Raw genomic sequence first — 16,600 nt, 5'->3', positions numbered from 1 at the left:
CTGTCCCCAGGCGAGGTCTTATGCCGAGCGAACCTGGTTGAGGAATTCACCCACCTCGCTGTCGAGATGGGAGGCTTCCTCCGCCAGTTCCGACACCCGGTCCACGAAGTTCGTCGCCGCGTGCCCGGCCTGTTCGGACATGGATGACACCATGGCGATATCGGTGGAAACACGTGACGTGCCGCTCGCCGCCCGCTGGGTGTTTTCCGCAATGCCCTTCGTGGCATAGCTTTGTTCGGTCACGGCGGCTGCGACCTCTGTCACCGATGCCGTAATATCCCCGATTGTCTGCTGAATGTCGCCGATTGCCGAAACCGCGTCGTCGGTCGCCCCCCGGATCGCATCGACCTGATGCTGGATCTCGCCGGTGGCCTTGGCCGTTTGCGAGGCAAGGTCCTTGACCTCCGACGCCACGACCGCAAAGCCCCTGCCAGCCTCCCCGGCACGTGCGGCCTCGATCGTCGCGTTGAGCGCCAGAAGGTTGGTCTGATCCGCAATATCACTGATCAGGGTGATCACTTCCCCGATCCGGTTTGCGGCCTCCGCAAGCGAGCGCACGGTGCCGTTCGTCGACTGCGCCTTTGAGTTGGCCGTTTCCGCAACCGATGTCGAGCGTTCGATCAGTTCGGAAATCTGCTGGATCGAGCTCGACAATTGATCGGACGCCGAGGCAATCGACTGCACTTCCGTCATGGCTTCCTGGGCATCGGTTGCCGCGCGCTCGGACGTTTCCCCCGACGTCTGCGTGACCTGCCGCATTTCGTCGGCAGACTGCCGCAGATGCGTTGCGGACTTGGCAACATTGTCCACCAGCTTGCCAACGGTCGTTTCAAATTCGGTGGCAAGCCCGCTCAGCATCTGACGGCGTTCGTCTTCCTGCTGTTTCGCAGCGTCTGCGTCCCGCGCGGCGCGGCGCTCCTGCTCGTCCTGGGCGTTTTGCCGGATCTGCACCACTGCCCGGCCGATGTCACCGATCTCGTCGCCCCGGTTCGCCGCAACAATTTCCGCTTCCGTATTGCCACGGGCAATATCCTTGAGGGCCGCCGCAAGCGACCCCAGCGGACGCGTGATCGACCGCGAAAACAGCAGCGCAATGATCGCAGAAATGGCAACCACGATCAGGGTCGACACAAGCATGGAATTGCGCATTTCGACGACACTTGCCAAAGCTTCTTCAGCAGACCGTTCGACCACAATCAACCACTGGGCCGCGCCGAAAAACATCGGCTCCACAACGGTCAGATACTCCTGTCCATCGGGCCCCGTTACGGTGCCGGACGCCTGCAGACCTTCCGACGCCTCGGTCAACACCGCATTCGAGAGGTTTTTTTCAAGTGCCGTTGGAACATCCGAAAGCGGCTGATTGGTCAGGACCGCCCCGGCGCTATTGACCATATAGACCTGCCCGGTATCGCCAAGACCATCACGATTGGCCATGATCTTGTCGAGATAGTCCGCGCCGATCCGCATGACGATCGCGCCGCCCAACTTGTCTCCGGTGATGGTCGATACATAGACCGGTTGCGCAAGAAACATCGAAGGCGTATCGCCTGCCGGACCATAGCGGTCAAACACCGAGAACACCTGCATGCCTTGCCCAGCCGTCATGGCCTCCTCAAATATCCCGGCAAGTCCGGTGCCCGCCAGCAGATCACCGGATACGGTCTCAAGGAAGTCATCCGACTTGGTGACGGAATAGATCACCAGGCCATCCTTGTTGAGGATGTAAATGTCGCCGTAGCCGCCGTTCATCCAGGCAGAATGAAAACTGCCATGGAGGTCCCTGTGGCGCCAGGCGTACATGGTCTTGTTGTCCTTGCCGTCCAGCTCGGCGCGGGTTTCACGCGTCGACCCTTCCGGCTGAAAATAGGCTTCCAAAGCAGGGCGGTCATTGTCCAGATTTGAAAGCGCGCTTTCCATGTCGCTCAAGGCAAGCGCGGCGCCCGCGCCTGTTGCCATGTTCGACAAGTCTGACGAAATGCTGTTGAGGCCCTGGCGCACCAGCTCCTTGCGCGCCTTGGCAATCAGTTCAAGCTTGCTCTCCACCGACTGCACCAACCCCTCACGGGCATTCAGGTAGCCGCCGATCCCAACAGCAACACAGGATGCCAGTGTCACCCCGACCATCAGGGCCGGAACGACAATTGAAAGCTTGAACAGACCCTTTTTTCTGCCAGCCGATTGACCCGACTTCATTTACTCCCCCCTAGTTCAACTAGTTGTAGAGCACCATGCCGGTCGCACTGTTAATAATTGCATAATTGTCAAACTAGGAGGGGCAATAAATGCCAATAATTTCGCCCCAAAAGAAAAGGCGGCCAACAGGCCGCCTTTTCGTTGTTCCTTGCCTTGAAACGTTGCTTACGCAGCGTTCTCTGCAACAGCTTCAGCTGCTTCCGCACGGGCACGGTCTTCAGCACCGCGTGCTTCCGGATCACGATCCACCAGCTCGATTACTGCGAGCGGTGCATTGTCACCATAGCGGAAACCGGCCTTGAGAACGCGGGAGTAACCGCCATTGCGTTCCTTGTAGCGCTCGCCGAGCGTGTCGAACAGCTTCTTGACCATGGCAACATCGCGGATCTGCGAAATCGCCTGACGGCGTGCGTGCAGATCACCGCGCTTGCCCAAAGTGATGAGCTTGTCGATGATCGGCTTCATTTCCTTGGCCTTCGGCAGCGTTGTCACGATCTGCTCGTGCTTGATCAGCGACGCTGCCATGTTTGCGAACATAGCCTTGCGGTGGCTAGAGGTCCGGTTGAGCTTGCGGCCGGCTTTACCGTGGCGCATGGCCCTCTCCTTTTCCTGTCAGGCAGTCTTCCAGTTTCCCTGAAACTTGCCCGGTTGCTCCGTGAAGGACGTGGACGTCCTCAATACTGATGGTCTTCGTATCGCTTGGCGAGATCTTCGATGTTCTCCGGCGGCCAGTTGGCCACTTCCATGCCAAGATGGAGACCCATCTGGGCGAGAACTTCCTTGATCTCGTTGAGCGACTTGCGGCCGAAATTCGGCGTGCGCAGCATTTCCGCTTCGGTCTTCTGAATCAGATCGCCAATATACACGATATTGTCGTTCTTCAGGCAGTTGGCCGAACGGACCGACAATTCCAGTTCGTCGACCTTCTTCAGGAGAGCCGGGTTGAACGCGAGTTCCGGGACACTGTCCTCGGCGACTTCACGCTGCGGCTCTTCGAAGTTGACGAAGATGGACAGCTGGTCCTGAAGGATGCGCGCAGCGAATGCGACTGCGTCATCCGGTTTCACCGAACCGTCGGTTTCAACGGTCAGGGTAAGCTTGTCGTAGTCGAGAACCTGTCCTTCACGGGTGTTTTCCACCTTGTAGGACACTTTCTTGACCGGAGAGTACAGGCTATCGACCGGGATCAGGCCAATCGGCGCATCTTCCGGACGGTTCCGGTCAGCCGAGTGATAGCCCTTGCCCGTGTTGACGGTGAACTCCATGCGGATTTCCGCGCCTTCGTCGAGCGTGCACAACACCAAGTCGGGGTTCAGCACTTCAACGTCGCCAACGGTCTGAATGTCACCGGCAGTGACCACGCCCGGGCCCTGCTTGCGCACAACCATGCGCTTCGGCCCTTCGCTTTCCATGCGGATTGCGATTTCCTTGATGTTGAGGACGATGTCGGTGACATCTTCCCGCACACCCGGGATGGACGAGAACTCGTGCAGCACGCCGTCGATCTGAACGGCGGTCACGGCTGCCCCCTGCAGCGACGACAGAAGGATCCGGCGCAGGGCATTGCCCAAGGTCAGACCGTATCCACGCTCGAGCGGCTCAGCCACAACCGTCGCGATGAAGCGAGGATCGTCGCCCGGCTTGATTTCGAGCTTGGTCGGCTTGATCAGTTCTTGCCAGTTTTTCTGAATTGTCACGTTTTTGCCCCTTCGGCTATCCCGCCTGGCAGCTTGCGCGCCAGGCCATTCCTTGCCATTGGAGAAACAGAAACCTAAGGCGAAAAGCCTTAGACGCGGCGGCGCTTGCGCGGACGGCACCCGTTGTGCGGGATCGGCGTCACGTCGCGGATCGACGTGATCAGGAACCCGGCAGCCTGGAGAGCGCGAAGCGCGGATTCACGGCCCGAACCCGGACCACGGACTTCCACTTCGAGAGTACGCATGCCATGTTCTGCAGCCTTTTTCGCTGCATCTTCGGCAGCAATCTGAGCAGCATACGGCGTGGACTTACGAGAGCCCTTGAAACCGAGCGCACCGGCGGACGACCAGGAAATCGCATTTCCCTGCGCGTCGGTGATCGTGATCATGGTGTTGTTGAACGTGGAGTTCACGTGAGCAACGCCAGAAGAGATGTTCTTGCGCTCGCGGCGACGCACGCGCGTCGAATCTTTTGCCATTTTGTTGTCCTTAAGTTGATCTCGTCACTGCCGTAATCCCGGCAGCTCCACCACCGATCGAGGTGTGAATTACTTCTTCTTACCGGCGATCGGCTTTGCCGGACCCTTGCGGGTACGTGCATTCGTGTGCGTCCGCTGACCACGAACCGGAAGGCCACGGCGGTGACGCAGGCCGCGGTAGCAGCCAAGGTCCATCAGACGCTTGATGTTCATTGCGGTTTCACGACGCAGGTCACCCTCAACCAGATAGTCACGGTCGATGGTTTCGCGGATCTGCAGCACTTCAGCATCGGACAGCTGGTTCACGCGGCGCTCGGAAGCAATGCTCACCTTTTCGATGATTTCCTGAGCAAACTTCGGACCAATGCCGTGGATGTACTGAAGCGCGATCACAACGCGCTTGTTCGTCGGAATGTTAACGCCAGCAATACGTGCCAATGTCATTCTCCATGTTTGCAAGCTTTCGCTTGGCTATTGTTATGGTTCCCCGCGTCCGGTGGAGCCCGGCCCTTGCGGAGTATGAAATGCGCCCGGTTTTCCAAGCACAAATTGTGCCGCACCCAAAAATATTTGGGCACAACACAAAATCTTTGGATTAAGGATCGTCCTTTAACCACTCGGCGGCAAGCCGTCAAGCCGTCAGCAATTAACGATAGGTCATTTCCGGGCCAAGTTCAGGTATCGGCCCGGAAACAAATCAAGCGTCCTGGGTTTCCCGCAAGGCCATGTCAATCAGGGCAGCGACCTCGTCAATCGACTTCATCCCGTCAACAGCCTTCAGGGTACCCTTTGCCCGGTAGTAACCGGAAACCGGTGCGGTTTGCGCATGGTACACTTCCAGCCGCTTGCGCAGCGTTTCGGCGTTGTCGTCGGCACGAACTTCGCCGCTTTCGCGTGCGCGGGTCTCGATGCGTTCCAGCAGAACCTTGTCGTCGACTTCGAGTTCGACCACAGCGTCAAGCCGCTTCTTCTTTTCGGTCAACAGGCTGGACAGGGCATCCGCTTGCGCAATCGTGCGCGGAAATCCGTCCAGAATGAACCCGTTGGCACAATCGGGCTGATCGATACGCTCGGAAATGATGGTCACCATGATGTCATCCGACACCAGTTCACCGCGATCCATGACTTCCTTGGCCTTGAGCCCGACCGGCGTTTCCGCCTTGACCGCAGCGCGGAGCATGTCGCCGGTCGACAATTGCACGATCTTGTGCTTCTCGACCAGACGCTTTGCCTGCGTTCCCTTCCCCGCGCCAGGCGGTCCGAGCAGAATAAGCCTCATCGGCGTCTCCCCCTAAGCTTTGCTTTCTTCACCAGTCCCTCATACTGGTGCGCGAGCAGATGACCCTGGATCTGAGAAACGGTGTCCATAGTCACACTAACGACAATCAGCAGAGATGTCCCCCCGAAATAGAACGGAACGCCCGTCGCCGAAATGAGGAATTCGGGTAATAGACAAACGAGGGTGATGTAGATCGCCCCCACGACCGTGATCCGGGTCAGAACATAATCAATGTATTGCGCCGTCCGCTCGCCCGGACGGATTCCCGGAATGAAGCCGTTGTGTTTCTTCAGATTGTCGGCGGTATCCTTCGGATTGAAGACAATCGCGGTGTAGAAGAAACAGAAGAAGATGATCATGGCGGCGTAAAGAACCATGAACAACGGCTGTCCATGGCCAAGCAGCGTTGTGATCGTCGTCAGCCATTCATTCGAACTGTTGCTCGAGAACCCGGCGACAGTCGCCGGAATGAGCAGCAGGGAGGACGCAAAGATCGGCGGGATGACACCGGCCGTGTTCAGCTTCAGCGGCAGGAACGAGGTGTTGCCCTCAAACATCCGGTTGCCCATCTGGCGTTTCGGATACTGAATAAGCAACCGGCGCTGCGCGCGTTCCATGAACACGATGACTGCAATCACCACCACGGCCAGGATAATCACGGCCAGAATGATCCAGGTCGCAAGAGCGCCCTGGCGCCCGAGTTCGAGCGTCGATGCCAGAGCGGACGGCAAGCCAGCCACAATTCCGGCAAAAATAATCAGCGAAATACCGTTACCGATGCCGCGCGAGGTGATCTGCTCACCAAGCCACATCAGGAACATTGTTCCACCGACAAGAGTGATGACAGTCGAGGCGCGGAAGAACCAGCCCGGATCCGTCACGACATTTGTCGCGCCTTCAAGGCCAACGGCGATGCCATAAGCCTGGAACGCTGCGAGAATGACCGTTCCGTAGCGGGTGTACTGATTGATGACCTTCCGGCCCTGCTCGCCTTCCTTTTTCATCTGCTCGAGCGACGGCACGACGGTCGTCATCAGCTGCATGATGATGGAGGCGGAGATGTAGGGCATGATGCCCAGGGCAAAAATTGCCATCCGCTGCACAGCGCCACCGGAGAACATGTTGAACATGCCGATGATGCCCGACTGGGCCTGATTGAAGGCCTGCGCGTAAGCGTCCGGATTGATCCCGGGCAGCGGGATGTAAGTCCCCAGTCGATAAACCAAAAGCGCCCCTAGCGTGAACCAGATGCGCTTCTTGAGTTCGTCAGCCTTGGCGAAGGCTGAGAAATTTAGATTTGACGCCAGTTGCTCGGCGGCCGATGCCATGCCCTACTCCGGTAATTGGGTGCCGACAGAATGGGGAAACCCAGGCCCTTAGGCCTGAGCTCCCGGAACGACGACTTTGCCGCCAGCTTTTTCAACCGCTGCAAGGGCGGCCTTGGAGGCGCCTGCGATTTCAAAAGTCACTGCGGACTTCAATTCACCGTCGCTGACCAGACGCACGCCATCGCGAACGCGCTTGACAACGCCTGCAGCCTTCAACGTTTCGACCGTGACGGCCTGCGACGCATCCAGCTTACCAGCTTCGATGGCCTGTTGAACACGCCCCAGGGACACAACATTGTAGTCCTTGGCGAAAATGTTCGTGAAGCCGCGCTTCGGAAGACGGCGATGCAACGGCATCTGACCACCTTCAAAGCCCTTGATCGCAACGCCCGAACGGGACTTCTGACCCTTCACACCGCGGCCACCGGTCTTGCCTTTGCCAGACCCGATACCACGGCCAACGCGCGTGCGGGACTTGACCGCACCCTCGTTGTCACGAAGTTCATTGAGCTTCATGTTCTTATCTCCTCACCCCGTCTTATGCGTCTTCGACGACACGAACGAGATGCTGGACCTTATTGATCATGCCGCGCACTTCAGGAGTGTCCTTCAGCGTCGAACGGCGGTGCATCTTGTTCAGGCCAAGACCGATGAGCGTCGCGCGCTGGTCCTTAGGACGGCGCAGCGGGCTGCCGATCTGTTCGACCGTTACAGTCTTTTCGGTGTTCGCCATGGAACTAACCCTCGTTCAAGTGGGAACCGGTCCCGCTGAGATCAAGCCTCAGCGGCGGCCGGTGCCGCATCCTCGTTGTTATCCCGGCGGCGGGACTGCAGCACCGAAACCTTAAGGCCACGGCGCGCTGCCACGGAGCGCGGGCTGTCTTCCCGGGTCAGCGCGTCAAACGTCGCACGGACCATGTTGTACGGGTTCGAAGAGCCAAGAGACTTGGCAACGACGTCCTGAACACCGAGGGTCTCGAACACTGCACGCATCGGGCCACCTGCGATGATACCGGTACCGGCCGGGGCTGCACGCAAGAGAACCTTGCCAGCGCCGTGACGGCCTTCGACATCATGGTGCAGGGTCCGGCCTTCGCGCAGCGGCACCCGGATCATGGTACGCTTTGCAGCTTCGGTCGCCTTGCGGATCGCTTCCGGCACTTCACGTGCCTTGCCGTGTCCAAAGCCGACGCGGCCCTTCTGATCACCAACCACGACGAGCGCGGCAAAGCCGAAGCGACGGCCGCCCTTGACCACCTTCGCGACGCGGTTGATGTGAACGAGCTTGTCGACGAATTCGCTGTCGCGCTCTTCGCGCTCGCGATTATCCTGTCTCGCCATTTTATACGTCTTCCGTTCTTAAGAGCGCCAACGGGCGCTGGTCAGAATTCAAGTCCACCTTCGCGGGCCGCATCAGCCAGCGCCTTGACGCGGCCATGATACTGGTACCCACCCCGGTCGAACACGACCTGCTTGACACCGGCGGCGGCTGCGCGCTCGGCAACAAGCTTGCCGACGGCAGCGGCTGCTGCAGTGTCGGCGCCCGTCTTCAAGGTGCCCTTCAGATCGGCGTCGATCGTCGAGGCTGCGACAATAGTATGACCTTTCGCATCGTCGATGATCTGTGCATAGATCTGCTTGGACGAGCGGAAGATCGAAAGGCGCGGACGTCCGTTCGCCACCTTCTTGATCGAACGGCGCACGCGATCGCGGCGGCGCTCGAAAGCAATTTTGCTGTTCGCCATGATCCAGGTCCGTTACTTTTTCTTGCCTTCTTTGCGGACGATAAACTCGTCTGCATACCGAACACCCTTGCCCTTGTAGGGCTCCGGCGGACGGAACTCACGGATTTCTGCAGCCACCTGCCCGACAGTTTGCTTGTCGATGCCCGAGATCACGATCTCGGTCGGCTTGGGGCATTTGATGTCGATGCCTTCCGGGATCGGAAAGATCACATCATGCGAGAAACCCAGCGCGAGCTGAAGGTTTTTGCCCTGGACCTGTGCACGATAACCAACACCGGTAATGGCAAGCTGCTTTTCGAAGCCTGCGCTCACGCCGGTGATGATGTTCTGCACCATGGTGCGGCTCATGCCCCAAAGGGAGCGAGCCTTCTTGGTAGTACCACGCGGATCAACCTTGATCCCGTCGTCCGTCATTTCGGCCAGCACGAGGTCGTTAAGCACGAAGGAAAGTTCTCCCTTCGGGCCCTTGACCGATACCGTCTGACCGTTGATCGTTGCCGTTACCCCGCTCGGCACGGGGACTGGCTTTTTGCCAATTCGAGACATCTGACCAACCTTAGTCGTTATAATTAAGACGAGTGTGCCGCATCAGAAGACGCGACACAGAACCTCGCCACCTACATTCTCATCCCGCGCCTGATGGTCGCTCATGACACCGCGCGGAGTCGACAGAATCGACACGCCCAGGCCATTTGCCACATGCGGGATGTTCTTCACCGACGAGTAAACGCGGCGGCCCGGCTTGGAGACGCGCTCAATCGTGCGAATCACCGGCTCACCGTCGAAATACTTCAGTTCGATTTCCAACTCGGACTTGCCGCCCTCGAAGTCAACCGTGGTGTAGCCCCGGATGTACCCTTCCTTGGCCAACACATCAAGTACGTGGGCACGCAATTTTGAATTCGGCGAGCTGACCTTGCTCTTCCGGCGCAGTTGCGCATTGCGGATGCGGGTCAGCATATCCCCCAACGGATCAGAAATTGCCATGGGAGTTTCTCCTTACCAGCTCGACTTGACCAGGCCCGGGATTTTCCCCAGGGAGCCCAGTTCACGAAGCGCAATACGCGACATCTTCAGCTTGCGGTAGTAACCGCGCGGACGACCCGAGACTTCGCAGCGGTTGCGAATCCGGTTCGGTGCGGAGTTCCGCGGCAGCTTTGCCAGCTTCAGACGTGCGTTGAACCGCTCTTCAAGGCTCAAGGACTCGTCCTTGGCCATTGCCTTGAGGGCAGCGCGCTTCTCAGCGTACTTCTTGACAAGCTTCTCGCGATGCTTGTTCTTCTCGACCGCGCTCTTCTTCGCCATCGTTGTTCCTCGTTCCTTTCCCGTATCTCGCCAAATTACTTGGTGAACGGGAAGTTGAACGCGCGCAGCAGTTCACGCGCTTCGTCATCGTTAGCAGCCGAGGTGCAGACGATCACGTCCATACCCCAGATCTGGTCGACCTTGTCGTACTCGATTTCCGGGAACACGATGTGCTCTTTGATACCCATGGCGTAGTTGCCGCGGCCGTCAAAGCTCTTCGGGTTCAGACCGCGGAAGTCACGCACGCGCGGCAGCGCGATGGTGACCAGACGGTCAAGGAAATCATACATTTGCTGACGGCGCAGGGTAACCTTGACACCAAGCGGCATGCCTTCACGGACCTTGAAGGTCGCGATCGACTTTTTCGCCTTGGTGATCACCGGCTTCTGACCGGCAATCAGGGCCAGGTCTTCAGCGGCCGTACGAGCCTTCTTGGAGTCGCCGACAGCTTCGCCGACACCAATGTTCAGCACGATCTTTTCGAGCTTCGGAACCATCATCGGGTTCGTGTACTCGAACTTTTCCTGCAATTGCTTGCGCACAACGTCGTCGTAGTGCGTTTTAAGACGCGGGATGTAGTTGGTCTCAGCCATCGATCAGGTCTCCCGAACGCTTGGCCACACGGACCTTCTTGCCATCTTCCTGCACCTTGAAGCCGACGCGGGTGGCCTTGCCGTCCTTCGGATCTGCGATCGCGATGTTGGACAGATGGATCGGCGCTTCCTTGGCGATGATCCCGGCTTCCTGCGTCTGGGTCTGGCGCTGGTGGCGGCGGACCATGTTCACACCGCGAACCAGAGCCTTGTTGTCGTCAACCAGCATCTGGATGACTTCACCGGTCTTGCCCTTGTCACGGCCGGTGAGCACGACAACCGTGTCGCCCTTTTTAATTTTCGCAGCCATCAGAGCACCTCCGGCGCGAGCGAAATAATCTTCATATGGTTCTTAGCACGGAGTTCGCGCGGCACTGGCCCGAAGATACGGGTGCCGACCGGCTCCTTGTTGTTGTTGACCAGAACGGCCGCGTTGCGGTCGAACCGGATCACGCTGCCATCGGGACGGCGGATGTCATTTGCCGTACGCACGACGACTGCCTTCATCACGTCGCCCTTTTTGACGCGCCCCCGCGGAATTGCCTCTTTGACGGAGACGACAATGATGTCGCCTACCTGGGCATATTTACGCTTGGAGCCGCCGAGCACTTTGATGCACATGACACGACGCGCGCCGGAGTTATCCGCGACGTCGAGGTTTGTTTGCATCTGAATCATGACTGGCTGCCTTATTCTTCTATTGGCGCACCGGTCACGGGCGCCTGATGCTCACCTGACGGAGCGTGGTCACTGAGTGACCACGGTCCAACGTTTGTTTTTCGAAATCGGTGCGCACTCTTCAATCTGAACAGTGTCGCCGACCTTATACTGGTTGCTTTCGTCATGTGCGCGGTACTTTTTGGTCCGGCGCACAGTCTTTTTCAGAAGCGGGTGCGTGAAGCGGCGCTCCACATTCACCGTTACCGTCTTGTCATTGGCGTCGCCGACAACGGTGCCCTGCAGGATACGCTTTGGCATTGCCGTCTCCTTACGCGTTCGCCGACACGCGCTTTTCGCGCATGATCGTCTGGATACGGGCGATGTCGCGGCGGATTTGCCGGACGCGCCCAGTGTTTTCAAGCTGACCCGAAGCCTTCTGGAAGCGCAGGTTGAACTGCTCTTTCTTCAGGCCCTCAAGCTCCGCACGGAGCTCGTCGAGGGTCTTTGCTCTTACGTCAGTTGCCTTCATGGCTTTAGCTCCTCGACTGCTTATTCAGCGATACGCTGAACGAAGCGGCACTTGATCGGCAGCTTGGCAGCGGCAAGACGCATGGCTTCACGCGCAACATCTTCCGGCACGCCGTCGATTTCGAACATGATCCGGCCAGGCTTGACGCGGCAAGCCCAGTAGTCCGGAGAACCCTTACCCTTACCCATGCGGACTTCCGCCGGCTTGGAGGACACCGGGAGGTCCGGGAAGATGCGGATCCATACGCGACCCGCACGCTTCATGTGACGGGTCATGGCACGGCGGGCCGCTTCGATCTGGCGAGCGGTGACCCGCTCAGGCTCAACTGCCTTCAGACCGTAAGCGCCGAAGTTGAGGTCAGTGCCTCCCTTCGACAAGCCGTGGATGCGGCCCTTGTGCTGCTTGCGGAACTTCGTTCGCTTCGGTTGCAGCATCGTTCTTCTCTCGTTTCTCGTGTTACGCGAGCAGCAGGCAGCCTAATCAGGCTGCGCGCTCACGGCCCCGATCCCGGCGTCCGCCGCGATCACCCTGGTTGTTATCCGAGCCGGACGTTGCACGGCGCTCAGACGCCATCGGGTCATGCTCGAGAATTTCACCCTTGAAGATCCAGACCTTCACGCCGCACACGCCGTAAGCGGTATGGGCGGAAGCAACACCGTAGTCGATGTCGGCACGCAGGGTGTGGAGCGGCACGCGGCCTTCACGGTACCATTCGATACGCGCGATTTCCGCACCACCAAGACGGCCACTGCAGTTGATCCGGATGCCCTGTGCGCCAAGACGCATGGCCGACTGGACCGAGCGCTTCATGGCGCGGCGGAAGGCCACACGGCGTTCCAGCTGCTGGGCGATCGATGCCGCAACAAGCGTTGCGTCAATTTCCGGCTTGCGCACTTCAACGATGTTGATGTGCACTTCGGACTTGGTGATGTCGGCGATCTTCTTGCGAAGACGCTCGATGTCGGCACCCTTCTTGCCGATCACCACACCCGGACGGCCGGAGTGAATGGTGACGCGGCACTTCTTGTGCGGACGCTCGATCACGATCTTGGAAACCGCGGCCTGCTTCAGTTCCTTCATCAGGAACTCGCGAATGCGGAAATCTTCATGAAGAAGTTCGCCATATTCGCCCTTGGTCGCAAACCAGCGGGAATCCCAGGTGCGGTTGATCCCGAGGCGCATGCCGATCGGATTTACTTTATGTCCCATCAGGCAGCCTCCTCGACTTCACGCACGACGATGGTCAGGTTCGAGAAAGGCTTCTCGATCCGGCCAACACGACCGCGGGCACGTGCCTGGAAGCGCTTGATCACAAACGCCTTTCCGACATGTGCCTCGGCAACGACCAGATTGTCGATGTCGAGATCGTGGTTGTTTTCCGCATTCGCAATCGCGGACATGAGCGTCTTCTTGACGTCCTGTGCGATGCGCTTGCGGGAGAATGTCAGGTCCGCAATCGCGGAACCGACCTTCTTGCCGCGGATAGCAGCCGCAACGAGATTCAGCTTGCGCGGGGAAACGCGCAGCATGCGGGTCATTGCCCGGGCCTCGTTGTCAGCGAGCGTCCGCTCACGCTTCGGCTTGCCCATCGTTACTTCCTCTTTGCCTTCTTGTCGGCGCCGTGTCCGTAATAGGTCCGACTCGGCGAGAACTCGCCGAACTTGTGACCAATCATCTCTTCAGACACCAGCACCGGAACGTGCTTCTGACCGTTGTAGACGCCGAAGGTGAGACCGACGAACTGCGGCAGGATCGTCGACCGGCGGCTCCAGGTCTTGATGACCTCGTTGCGGCCGGATTCACGAACCTTGTCCGCTTTCTTCAGCAGATACCCGTCGACAAACGGACCTTTCCAGATCGAACGTGCCACGATCCTTGCCCTTTACTTCTTACGCGCGTGGCGGCTGCGGACGATATACTTATCAGTCTGCTTGTTGCGCCGCGTGCGCTTGCCTTTGGTCGGTTTACCCCAAGGAGTAACCGGATGACGACCACCCGAGGTCCGGCCTTCACCACCACCATGCGGGTGATCGATCGGGTTCATTGCAACACCGCGGGTGTGCGGAACGCGGCCGAGCCAACGCGAGCGGCCGGCTTTACCCAGATTGATGTTGGCGTGGTCCGGGTTGGACACTGCGCCGACGGTTGCCATGCAGGTGCCCAGAACACGGCGCTGTTCGCCAGACATCAGGCGCAGCGTGGTGTAACCCTGGTCACGGCCGACGACCTGAACAAATGCACCAGCGGAACGTGCCAGCTGTGCGCCCTTGCCCGGCTTCAGTTCAATGTTGTGAACGATGGTACCGACCGGAATGGAGGCCAGCGGCATCGCGTTGCCCGGCTTCACGTCGACGGCCTGACCGGCGACAACCTTGTCACCGGCAGCCAGACGCTGCGGCGCCAGGATGTAGCTCAGCTCACCGTCTTCGTAACGGATCAGGGCAATGAACGCGGTCCGGTTCGGATCGTATTCAAGCCGCTCGACCGTTGCCGGAACGTCCCACTTGCGGCGCTTGAAGTCCACCAGACGGTAGGACCGCTTGTGACCGCCACCACGGTTCGGAGCCGTCAGGCGGCCGGTGTTGTTCCGGCCACCGGACTTGGAAAGACCTTCGGTCAAGGTCTTGACCGGCTTGCCCTTCCAGAGATCCGAACGGTCGACCTGGACCAGCTGACGGCGGCCTGGCGACGTGGGATTGAATGTCTTAAGTGCCATTTCTCTTAGTCCCCGTCTTAGAGCCCGGTGGTCACGTCAATGGCGTGACCTTCCTGAAGCGTAACGACGGCCTTCTTGAAGTCGGACTGACGGCCGATCCGGCCACGGAAACGCTTCACCTTGCCCTTGCGGACCAGGGTGTTCACAGCCGTGACCTTGACGCCGAACAGTGCCTCAACAGCAGCCTTGATTTCCGGCTTGGTCGCGTCTGTCGCGACCTTGAAGACCACCTTGTTCTCTTCGGAAGCCATGGTGGACTTCTCGGTGATCACCGGACCAACGATCTTGTCGTAGTGAGGAAGATTGCTCATTTGAAGCGCTCCTCAAGTGCCGACACCGCTGCCTTCGTCAACACCAGGGTGTTGGCGCGCATGACGTCGTAAACGTTGATGCCCTGAACCGGCAGAACGTCCACATTCGGGATGTTCCGGGAAGCCAGTGCGAAGTTCTGGTCCAGCTCGGCGCCATCGATGACCAGGGCGCTCGACAGACCCAGTTTCCCGAACTGGTCCTTCAGAGCCTTGGTCTTGGCTTCGGCTGCCTTTACGTCTTCGACAACGATCAGGCTTGCGGACTTCGCCTTGGCCGAAAGCACATGCTTCAGGCCAAGAGCGCGGACCTTCTTCGGCAGATCATGGCCGTGATCGCGGACGATCGGGCCGAATGCCTTGCCGCCGCCGCGAAACTGCGGGGCCTTCTTGTTGCCGTGACGGGCGCCGCCGGAGCCTTTCTGGCGCACGAATTTCTTCGTGGTGCCAGAAACTTCCGAGCGCTGCAGCGTCTTGTGGGTGCCGGCCTGGCGCTTTGCCAGCTGCCAGCGCACCACACGGTGGATCAGATCGGTGCGCGGCTCGAGACCGAAGATCTCGTCAGACACCGTGATCGAACCGGCCGCCCCGCCTTCGAGGGTCTTGACCTCAAGTTCCATCACTCACTCTCCTTCCCGGCGGCTTCGGCAGCTTCAGGTGCCTTGTAAGCACCCGGCACCGGAACACCTTCCGGCAGCGCCTTCTTGACCGCGTCGCGAACCTGGATCCAACCGCCCTTGGCGCCCGGAACAGAGCCCTCGACCATGATCAGGCCGCGTTCAACATCAGTGCGCACAACCTTCAGGTTCTGCGTGGTCACGCGGACGTCGCCCATGTGACCGGCCATCTTCTTGCCTTTAAAGACGCGGCCCGGATCCTGACACTGACCGGTCGAACCGTGAGAACGGTGCGAGATCGAGTTACCGTGAGATGCGCGGCCACCACCGAAGTTGTGACGCTTCATAACACCGGCAAAACCCTTACCGATCGAGGTGCCGGTCACGTCGACAAACTGACCTTCGACGTAGTGGTCGGCGGTGATTTCCGCGCCAACGTCGATCAGATTGTCGGACGACACCCGGAACTCGGCCACAGTGCGCTTCGGCTCGACCTTCGCTACTGCGAAATGGCCGCGCTGCGCCTTCGGCGTGTTCTTTACCTTGGCAGCACCGGCGCCGATCTGCAGCGCGGTGTAGCCGTTCTTTTCTTCAGTCCGGTGGGCAACCACCTGACATTTTTCCAGCCGCAGGACTGTGACCGGAACATGTTCGCCCGCATCATTGTAGATACGAGTCATGCCCACCTTCTGAGCGATCACTCCAGAACGCATAGACGTGTCCCCTTCGATCCGCCTCAGAGCTTGATCTCGACGTCGACACCAGCGGCCAGGTCGAGCTTCATGAGCGCGTCCACCGTCTGGGGCGTCGGATCAACGATGTCGAGAAGGCGCTTGTGCGTCCGCATCTCGAACTGATCGCGGCTTTTCTTATCGATATGCGGTCCGCGAAGCACTGTGTACTTCTCGATCCGCGTCGGCAGCGGCACGGGACCCCGTACCTGTGCACCGGTCCGCTTGGCCGTATTGACGATCTCCTTGGTGGAGGCGTCGAGAATACGGTGGTCAAATGCCTTCAGGCGGATCCGGATATTCTGACCGTTCATTTCAGATTTCCCGAGTAGACTGGCGGGCCTGCCGCCGATTGTTTCCCAATGAGCCGGCAGGCCCTGCCGTCAATTATTCGATGATGGATGCGACGACGCCAGC

The 16,600-nt window shown here is 59.1% G+C and carries 28 protein-coding genes; all 28 read right to left on the bottom strand.

Annotation, left to right across the window (positions count from 1 at the left end):
* Nucleotides 1-18: 18 nt before the first annotated feature.
* Nucleotides 19-2,196, bottom strand: a complete 2,178-nt coding sequence (locus tag E1297_RS15350) for a methyl-accepting chemotaxis protein (protein WP_155139680.1) — start codon at nucleotides 2,194-2,196, stop codon at nucleotides 19-21.
* Between the two features lie 165 nt (nucleotides 2,197-2,361).
* A complete protein-coding gene (gene rplQ / locus E1297_RS15345; RefSeq protein WP_155139678.1) occupies nucleotides 2,362-2,790 on the bottom strand; it encodes a 50S ribosomal protein L17 in 429 nt (142 codons plus the stop codon).
* An 80-nt stretch (nucleotides 2,791-2,870) separates the two neighbouring features.
* Nucleotides 2,871-3,893: a DNA-directed RNA polymerase subunit alpha gene (locus E1297_RS15340; protein WP_368669573.1), complete on the bottom strand. Its 1,023-nt coding sequence runs from the start codon at nucleotides 3,891-3,893 to the stop codon at nucleotides 2,871-2,873.
* An 89-nt stretch (nucleotides 3,894-3,982) separates the two neighbouring features.
* Nucleotides 3,983-4,372: a 30S ribosomal protein S11 gene (gene rpsK, locus E1297_RS15335; protein WP_155139676.1), complete on the bottom strand. Its 390-nt coding sequence runs from the start codon at nucleotides 4,370-4,372 to the stop codon at nucleotides 3,983-3,985.
* 69 nt (nucleotides 4,373-4,441) lie between these two features.
* Complete coding sequence (gene rpsM / locus E1297_RS15330) at nucleotides 4,442-4,810, bottom strand: 30S ribosomal protein S13 (protein WP_155139674.1); 369 nt, start codon at nucleotides 4,808-4,810, stop codon at nucleotides 4,442-4,444.
* Nucleotides 4,811-5,069: 259 nt separating this feature from the next.
* Entirely contained in the window at nucleotides 5,070-5,651 is a 582-nt protein-coding gene (locus tag E1297_RS15325) for an adenylate kinase (protein ID WP_155139672.1), read from the bottom strand.
* Nucleotides 5,648-6,979 (bottom strand): preprotein translocase subunit SecY, encoded by a 1,332-nt coding sequence (gene secY / locus E1297_RS15320; protein WP_155139670.1) that lies wholly within the window; start codon nucleotides 6,977-6,979, stop codon nucleotides 5,648-5,650. The genes E1297_RS15325 and secY overlap by 4 nt, the downstream gene beginning before the upstream one ends.
* Nucleotides 6,980-7,027: 48 nt before the next feature.
* On the bottom strand, nucleotides 7,028-7,495 hold the full coding sequence (gene rplO / locus E1297_RS15315; protein ID WP_155139668.1) for a 50S ribosomal protein L15: 468 nt from the start codon (nucleotides 7,493-7,495) through the stop codon (nucleotides 7,028-7,030).
* Nucleotides 7,496-7,517: 22 nt separating this feature from the next.
* Nucleotides 7,518-7,712 (bottom strand): 50S ribosomal protein L30, encoded by a 195-nt coding sequence (rpmD, locus tag E1297_RS15310; protein ID WP_155139666.1) that lies wholly within the window; start codon nucleotides 7,710-7,712, stop codon nucleotides 7,518-7,520.
* A gap of 41 nt (nucleotides 7,713-7,753) precedes the next feature.
* Nucleotides 7,754-8,320, bottom strand: a complete 567-nt coding sequence (rpsE, locus tag E1297_RS15305) for a 30S ribosomal protein S5 (protein ID WP_155139664.1) — start codon at nucleotides 8,318-8,320, stop codon at nucleotides 7,754-7,756.
* Between the two features lie 41 nt (nucleotides 8,321-8,361).
* The gene (rplR, locus tag E1297_RS15300; protein ID WP_155139662.1) at nucleotides 8,362-8,724 is read right to left on the bottom strand and encodes a 50S ribosomal protein L18; all 363 of its coding nucleotides are present in this window, start codon (nucleotides 8,722-8,724) and stop codon (nucleotides 8,362-8,364) included.
* A gap of 12 nt (nucleotides 8,725-8,736) precedes the next feature.
* Nucleotides 8,737-9,270: a 50S ribosomal protein L6 gene (rplF, locus tag E1297_RS15295; RefSeq protein WP_155139660.1), complete on the bottom strand. Its 534-nt coding sequence runs from the start codon at nucleotides 9,268-9,270 to the stop codon at nucleotides 8,737-8,739.
* Nucleotides 9,271-9,312: 42 nt separating this feature from the next.
* Nucleotides 9,313-9,711 (bottom strand): 30S ribosomal protein S8, encoded by a 399-nt coding sequence (gene rpsH, locus E1297_RS15290; protein WP_155139658.1) that lies wholly within the window; start codon nucleotides 9,709-9,711, stop codon nucleotides 9,313-9,315.
* Between the two features lie 12 nt (nucleotides 9,712-9,723).
* A complete protein-coding gene (gene rpsN / locus E1297_RS15285) occupies nucleotides 9,724-10,029 on the bottom strand; it encodes a 30S ribosomal protein S14 (RefSeq protein ID WP_155139656.1) in 306 nt (101 codons plus the stop codon).
* A gap of 35 nt (nucleotides 10,030-10,064) precedes the next feature.
* Nucleotides 10,065-10,622: a 50S ribosomal protein L5 gene (gene rplE / locus E1297_RS15280; RefSeq protein WP_155139654.1), complete on the bottom strand. Its 558-nt coding sequence runs from the start codon at nucleotides 10,620-10,622 to the stop codon at nucleotides 10,065-10,067.
* Nucleotides 10,615-10,932, bottom strand: a complete 318-nt coding sequence (rplX, locus tag E1297_RS15275) for a 50S ribosomal protein L24 (protein ID WP_155139652.1) — start codon at nucleotides 10,930-10,932, stop codon at nucleotides 10,615-10,617. Before rplX ends, rplE begins: the two co-directional genes overlap by 8 nt.
* Nucleotides 10,932-11,300, bottom strand: a complete 369-nt coding sequence (gene rplN / locus E1297_RS15270) for a 50S ribosomal protein L14 (RefSeq protein WP_155139650.1) — start codon at nucleotides 11,298-11,300, stop codon at nucleotides 10,932-10,934. The genes rplX and rplN overlap by 1 nt, the downstream gene beginning before the upstream one ends.
* A 69-nt stretch (nucleotides 11,301-11,369) precedes the next feature.
* Nucleotides 11,370-11,600: a 30S ribosomal protein S17 gene (gene rpsQ, locus E1297_RS15265; RefSeq protein ID WP_145347346.1), complete on the bottom strand. Its 231-nt coding sequence runs from the start codon at nucleotides 11,598-11,600 to the stop codon at nucleotides 11,370-11,372.
* 10 nt (nucleotides 11,601-11,610) lie between these two features.
* On the bottom strand, nucleotides 11,611-11,811 hold the full coding sequence (gene rpmC, locus E1297_RS15260; RefSeq protein ID WP_155139648.1) for a 50S ribosomal protein L29: 201 nt from the start codon (nucleotides 11,809-11,811) through the stop codon (nucleotides 11,611-11,613).
* 20 nt (nucleotides 11,812-11,831) lie between these two features.
* Complete coding sequence (rplP, locus tag E1297_RS15255) at nucleotides 11,832-12,245, bottom strand: 50S ribosomal protein L16 (RefSeq protein ID WP_155139646.1); 414 nt, start codon at nucleotides 12,243-12,245, stop codon at nucleotides 11,832-11,834.
* 46 nt (nucleotides 12,246-12,291) lie between these two features.
* On the bottom strand, nucleotides 12,292-13,020 hold the full coding sequence (gene rpsC / locus E1297_RS15250) for a 30S ribosomal protein S3 (RefSeq protein WP_155139644.1): 729 nt from the start codon (nucleotides 13,018-13,020) through the stop codon (nucleotides 12,292-12,294).
* Nucleotides 13,020-13,400, bottom strand: a complete 381-nt coding sequence (gene rplV, locus E1297_RS15245) for a 50S ribosomal protein L22 (RefSeq protein WP_155139642.1) — start codon at nucleotides 13,398-13,400, stop codon at nucleotides 13,020-13,022. Before rplV ends, rpsC begins: the two co-directional genes overlap by 1 nt.
* Nucleotides 13,401-13,402: 2 nt before the next feature.
* Nucleotides 13,403-13,681 carry a 30S ribosomal protein S19 gene (rpsS, locus tag E1297_RS15240; protein ID WP_022998243.1) on the bottom strand — a complete coding sequence of 93 codons (279 nt, stop codon included), beginning with the start codon at nucleotides 13,679-13,681 and terminating at the stop codon, nucleotides 13,403-13,405.
* A 12-nt stretch (nucleotides 13,682-13,693) separates the two neighbouring features.
* Nucleotides 13,694-14,527 (bottom strand): 50S ribosomal protein L2, encoded by an 834-nt coding sequence (rplB, locus tag E1297_RS15235; protein ID WP_155139640.1) that lies wholly within the window; start codon nucleotides 14,525-14,527, stop codon nucleotides 13,694-13,696.
* Nucleotides 14,528-14,544: 17 nt separating this feature from the next.
* Nucleotides 14,545-14,838 (bottom strand): 50S ribosomal protein L23, encoded by a 294-nt coding sequence (locus tag E1297_RS15230; protein WP_155139638.1) that lies wholly within the window; start codon nucleotides 14,836-14,838, stop codon nucleotides 14,545-14,547.
* Nucleotides 14,835-15,455, bottom strand: a complete 621-nt coding sequence (gene rplD, locus E1297_RS15225) for a 50S ribosomal protein L4 (RefSeq protein WP_155139636.1) — start codon at nucleotides 15,453-15,455, stop codon at nucleotides 14,835-14,837. The genes E1297_RS15230 and rplD overlap by 4 nt, the downstream gene beginning before the upstream one ends.
* Nucleotides 15,455-16,165: a 50S ribosomal protein L3 gene (gene rplC / locus E1297_RS15220; protein ID WP_155139634.1), complete on the bottom strand. Its 711-nt coding sequence runs from the start codon at nucleotides 16,163-16,165 to the stop codon at nucleotides 15,455-15,457. Before rplC ends, rplD begins: the two co-directional genes overlap by 1 nt.
* Nucleotides 16,166-16,188: 23 nt before the next feature.
* Nucleotides 16,189-16,497, bottom strand: a complete 309-nt coding sequence (rpsJ, locus tag E1297_RS15215; protein ID WP_006936455.1) for a 30S ribosomal protein S10 — start codon at nucleotides 16,495-16,497, stop codon at nucleotides 16,189-16,191.
* Between the last annotated feature and the right edge of the window lie 103 nt (nucleotides 16,498-16,600).

It is taken from the genome of Roseibium sp. RKSG952, assembly GCF_009711355.1.
Note: the sequence above shows the minus strand (reverse complement) of the source record. Positions and strands in the feature narration are given on the sequence as shown.

What these genes read in the sequence shown, in the direction of transcription:
- rplP (WP_155139646.1), bottom strand. Translation starts at nt 12,245, where the DNA reads ATGCTGCAACCGAAGCGAACGAAGTTCCGCAAGCAGCACAAGGGCCGC.
- rplB (WP_155139640.1), bottom strand. Translation starts at nt 14,527, where the DNA reads ATGGCACTTAAGACATTCAATCCCACGTCGCCAGGCCGCCGTCAGCTG.
- rplO (WP_155139668.1), bottom strand. Translation starts at nt 7,495, where the DNA reads ATGAAGCTCAATGAACTTCGTGACAACGAGGGTGCGGTCAAGTCCCGC.
- rplF (WP_155139660.1), bottom strand. Translation starts at nt 9,270, where the DNA reads ATGTCTCGAATTGGCAAAAAGCCAGTCCCCGTGCCGAGCGGGGTAACG.
- E1297_RS15325 (WP_155139672.1), bottom strand. Translation starts at nt 5,651, where the DNA reads ATGAGGCTTATTCTGCTCGGACCGCCTGGCGCGGGGAAGGGAACGCAG.
- rpsJ (WP_006936455.1), bottom strand. Translation starts at nt 16,497, where the DNA reads ATGAACGGTCAGAATATCCGGATCCGCCTGAAGGCATTTGACCACCGT.
- rplR (WP_155139662.1), bottom strand. Translation starts at nt 8,724, where the DNA reads ATGGCGAACAGCAAAATTGCTTTCGAGCGCCGCCGCGATCGCGTGCGC.
- rpmD (WP_155139666.1), bottom strand. Translation starts at nt 7,712, where the DNA reads ATGGCGAACACCGAAAAGACTGTAACGGTCGAACAGATCGGCAGCCCG.
- E1297_RS15230 (WP_155139638.1), bottom strand. Translation starts at nt 14,838, where the DNA reads ATGAGCAATCTTCCTCACTACGACAAGATCGTTGGTCCGGTGATCACC.
- rpsE (WP_155139664.1), bottom strand. Translation starts at nt 8,320, where the DNA reads ATGGCGAGACAGGATAATCGCGAGCGCGAAGAGCGCGACAGCGAATTC.
- rpsN (WP_155139656.1), bottom strand. Translation starts at nt 10,029, where the DNA reads ATGGCGAAGAAGAGCGCGGTCGAGAAGAACAAGCATCGCGAGAAGCTT.
- rpsQ (WP_145347346.1), bottom strand. Translation starts at nt 11,600, where the DNA reads ATGCCAAAGCGTATCCTGCAGGGCACCGTTGTCGGCGACGCCAATGAC.
- rpsC (WP_155139644.1), bottom strand. Translation starts at nt 13,020, where the DNA reads ATGGGACATAAAGTAAATCCGATCGGCATGCGCCTCGGGATCAACCGC.
- rplQ (WP_155139678.1), bottom strand. Translation starts at nt 2,790, where the DNA reads ATGCGCCACGGTAAAGCCGGCCGCAAGCTCAACCGGACCTCTAGCCAC.
- rplE (WP_155139654.1), bottom strand. Translation starts at nt 10,622, where the DNA reads ATGGCTGAGACCAACTACATCCCGCGTCTTAAAACGCACTACGACGAC.
- rpsK (WP_155139676.1), bottom strand. Translation starts at nt 4,372, where the DNA reads ATGGCAAAAGATTCGACGCGCGTGCGTCGCCGCGAGCGCAAGAACATC.
- rplX (WP_155139652.1), bottom strand. Translation starts at nt 10,932, where the DNA reads ATGGCTGCGAAAATTAAAAAGGGCGACACGGTTGTCGTGCTCACCGGC.
- rpsH (WP_155139658.1), bottom strand. Translation starts at nt 9,711, where the DNA reads ATGGCAATTTCTGATCCGTTGGGGGATATGCTGACCCGCATCCGCAAT.
- secY (WP_155139670.1), bottom strand. Translation starts at nt 6,979, where the DNA reads ATGGCATCGGCCGCCGAGCAACTGGCGTCAAATCTAAATTTCTCAGCC.
- E1297_RS15350 (WP_155139680.1), bottom strand. Translation starts at nt 2,196, where the DNA reads ATGAAGTCGGGTCAATCGGCTGGCAGAAAAAAGGGTCTGTTCAAGCTT.
- rplV (WP_155139642.1), bottom strand. Translation starts at nt 13,400, where the DNA reads ATGGGCAAGCCGAAGCGTGAGCGGACGCTCGCTGACAACGAGGCCCGG.
- rplD (WP_155139636.1), bottom strand. Translation starts at nt 15,455, where the DNA reads ATGGAACTTGAGGTCAAGACCCTCGAAGGCGGGGCGGCCGGTTCGATC.
- rplC (WP_155139634.1), bottom strand. Translation starts at nt 16,165, where the DNA reads ATGCGTTCTGGAGTGATCGCTCAGAAGGTGGGCATGACTCGTATCTAC.
- rplN (WP_155139650.1), bottom strand. Translation starts at nt 11,300, where the DNA reads ATGATTCAGATGCAAACAAACCTCGACGTCGCGGATAACTCCGGCGCG.
- rpmC (WP_155139648.1), bottom strand. Translation starts at nt 11,811, where the DNA reads ATGAAGGCAACTGACGTAAGAGCAAAGACCCTCGACGAGCTCCGTGCG.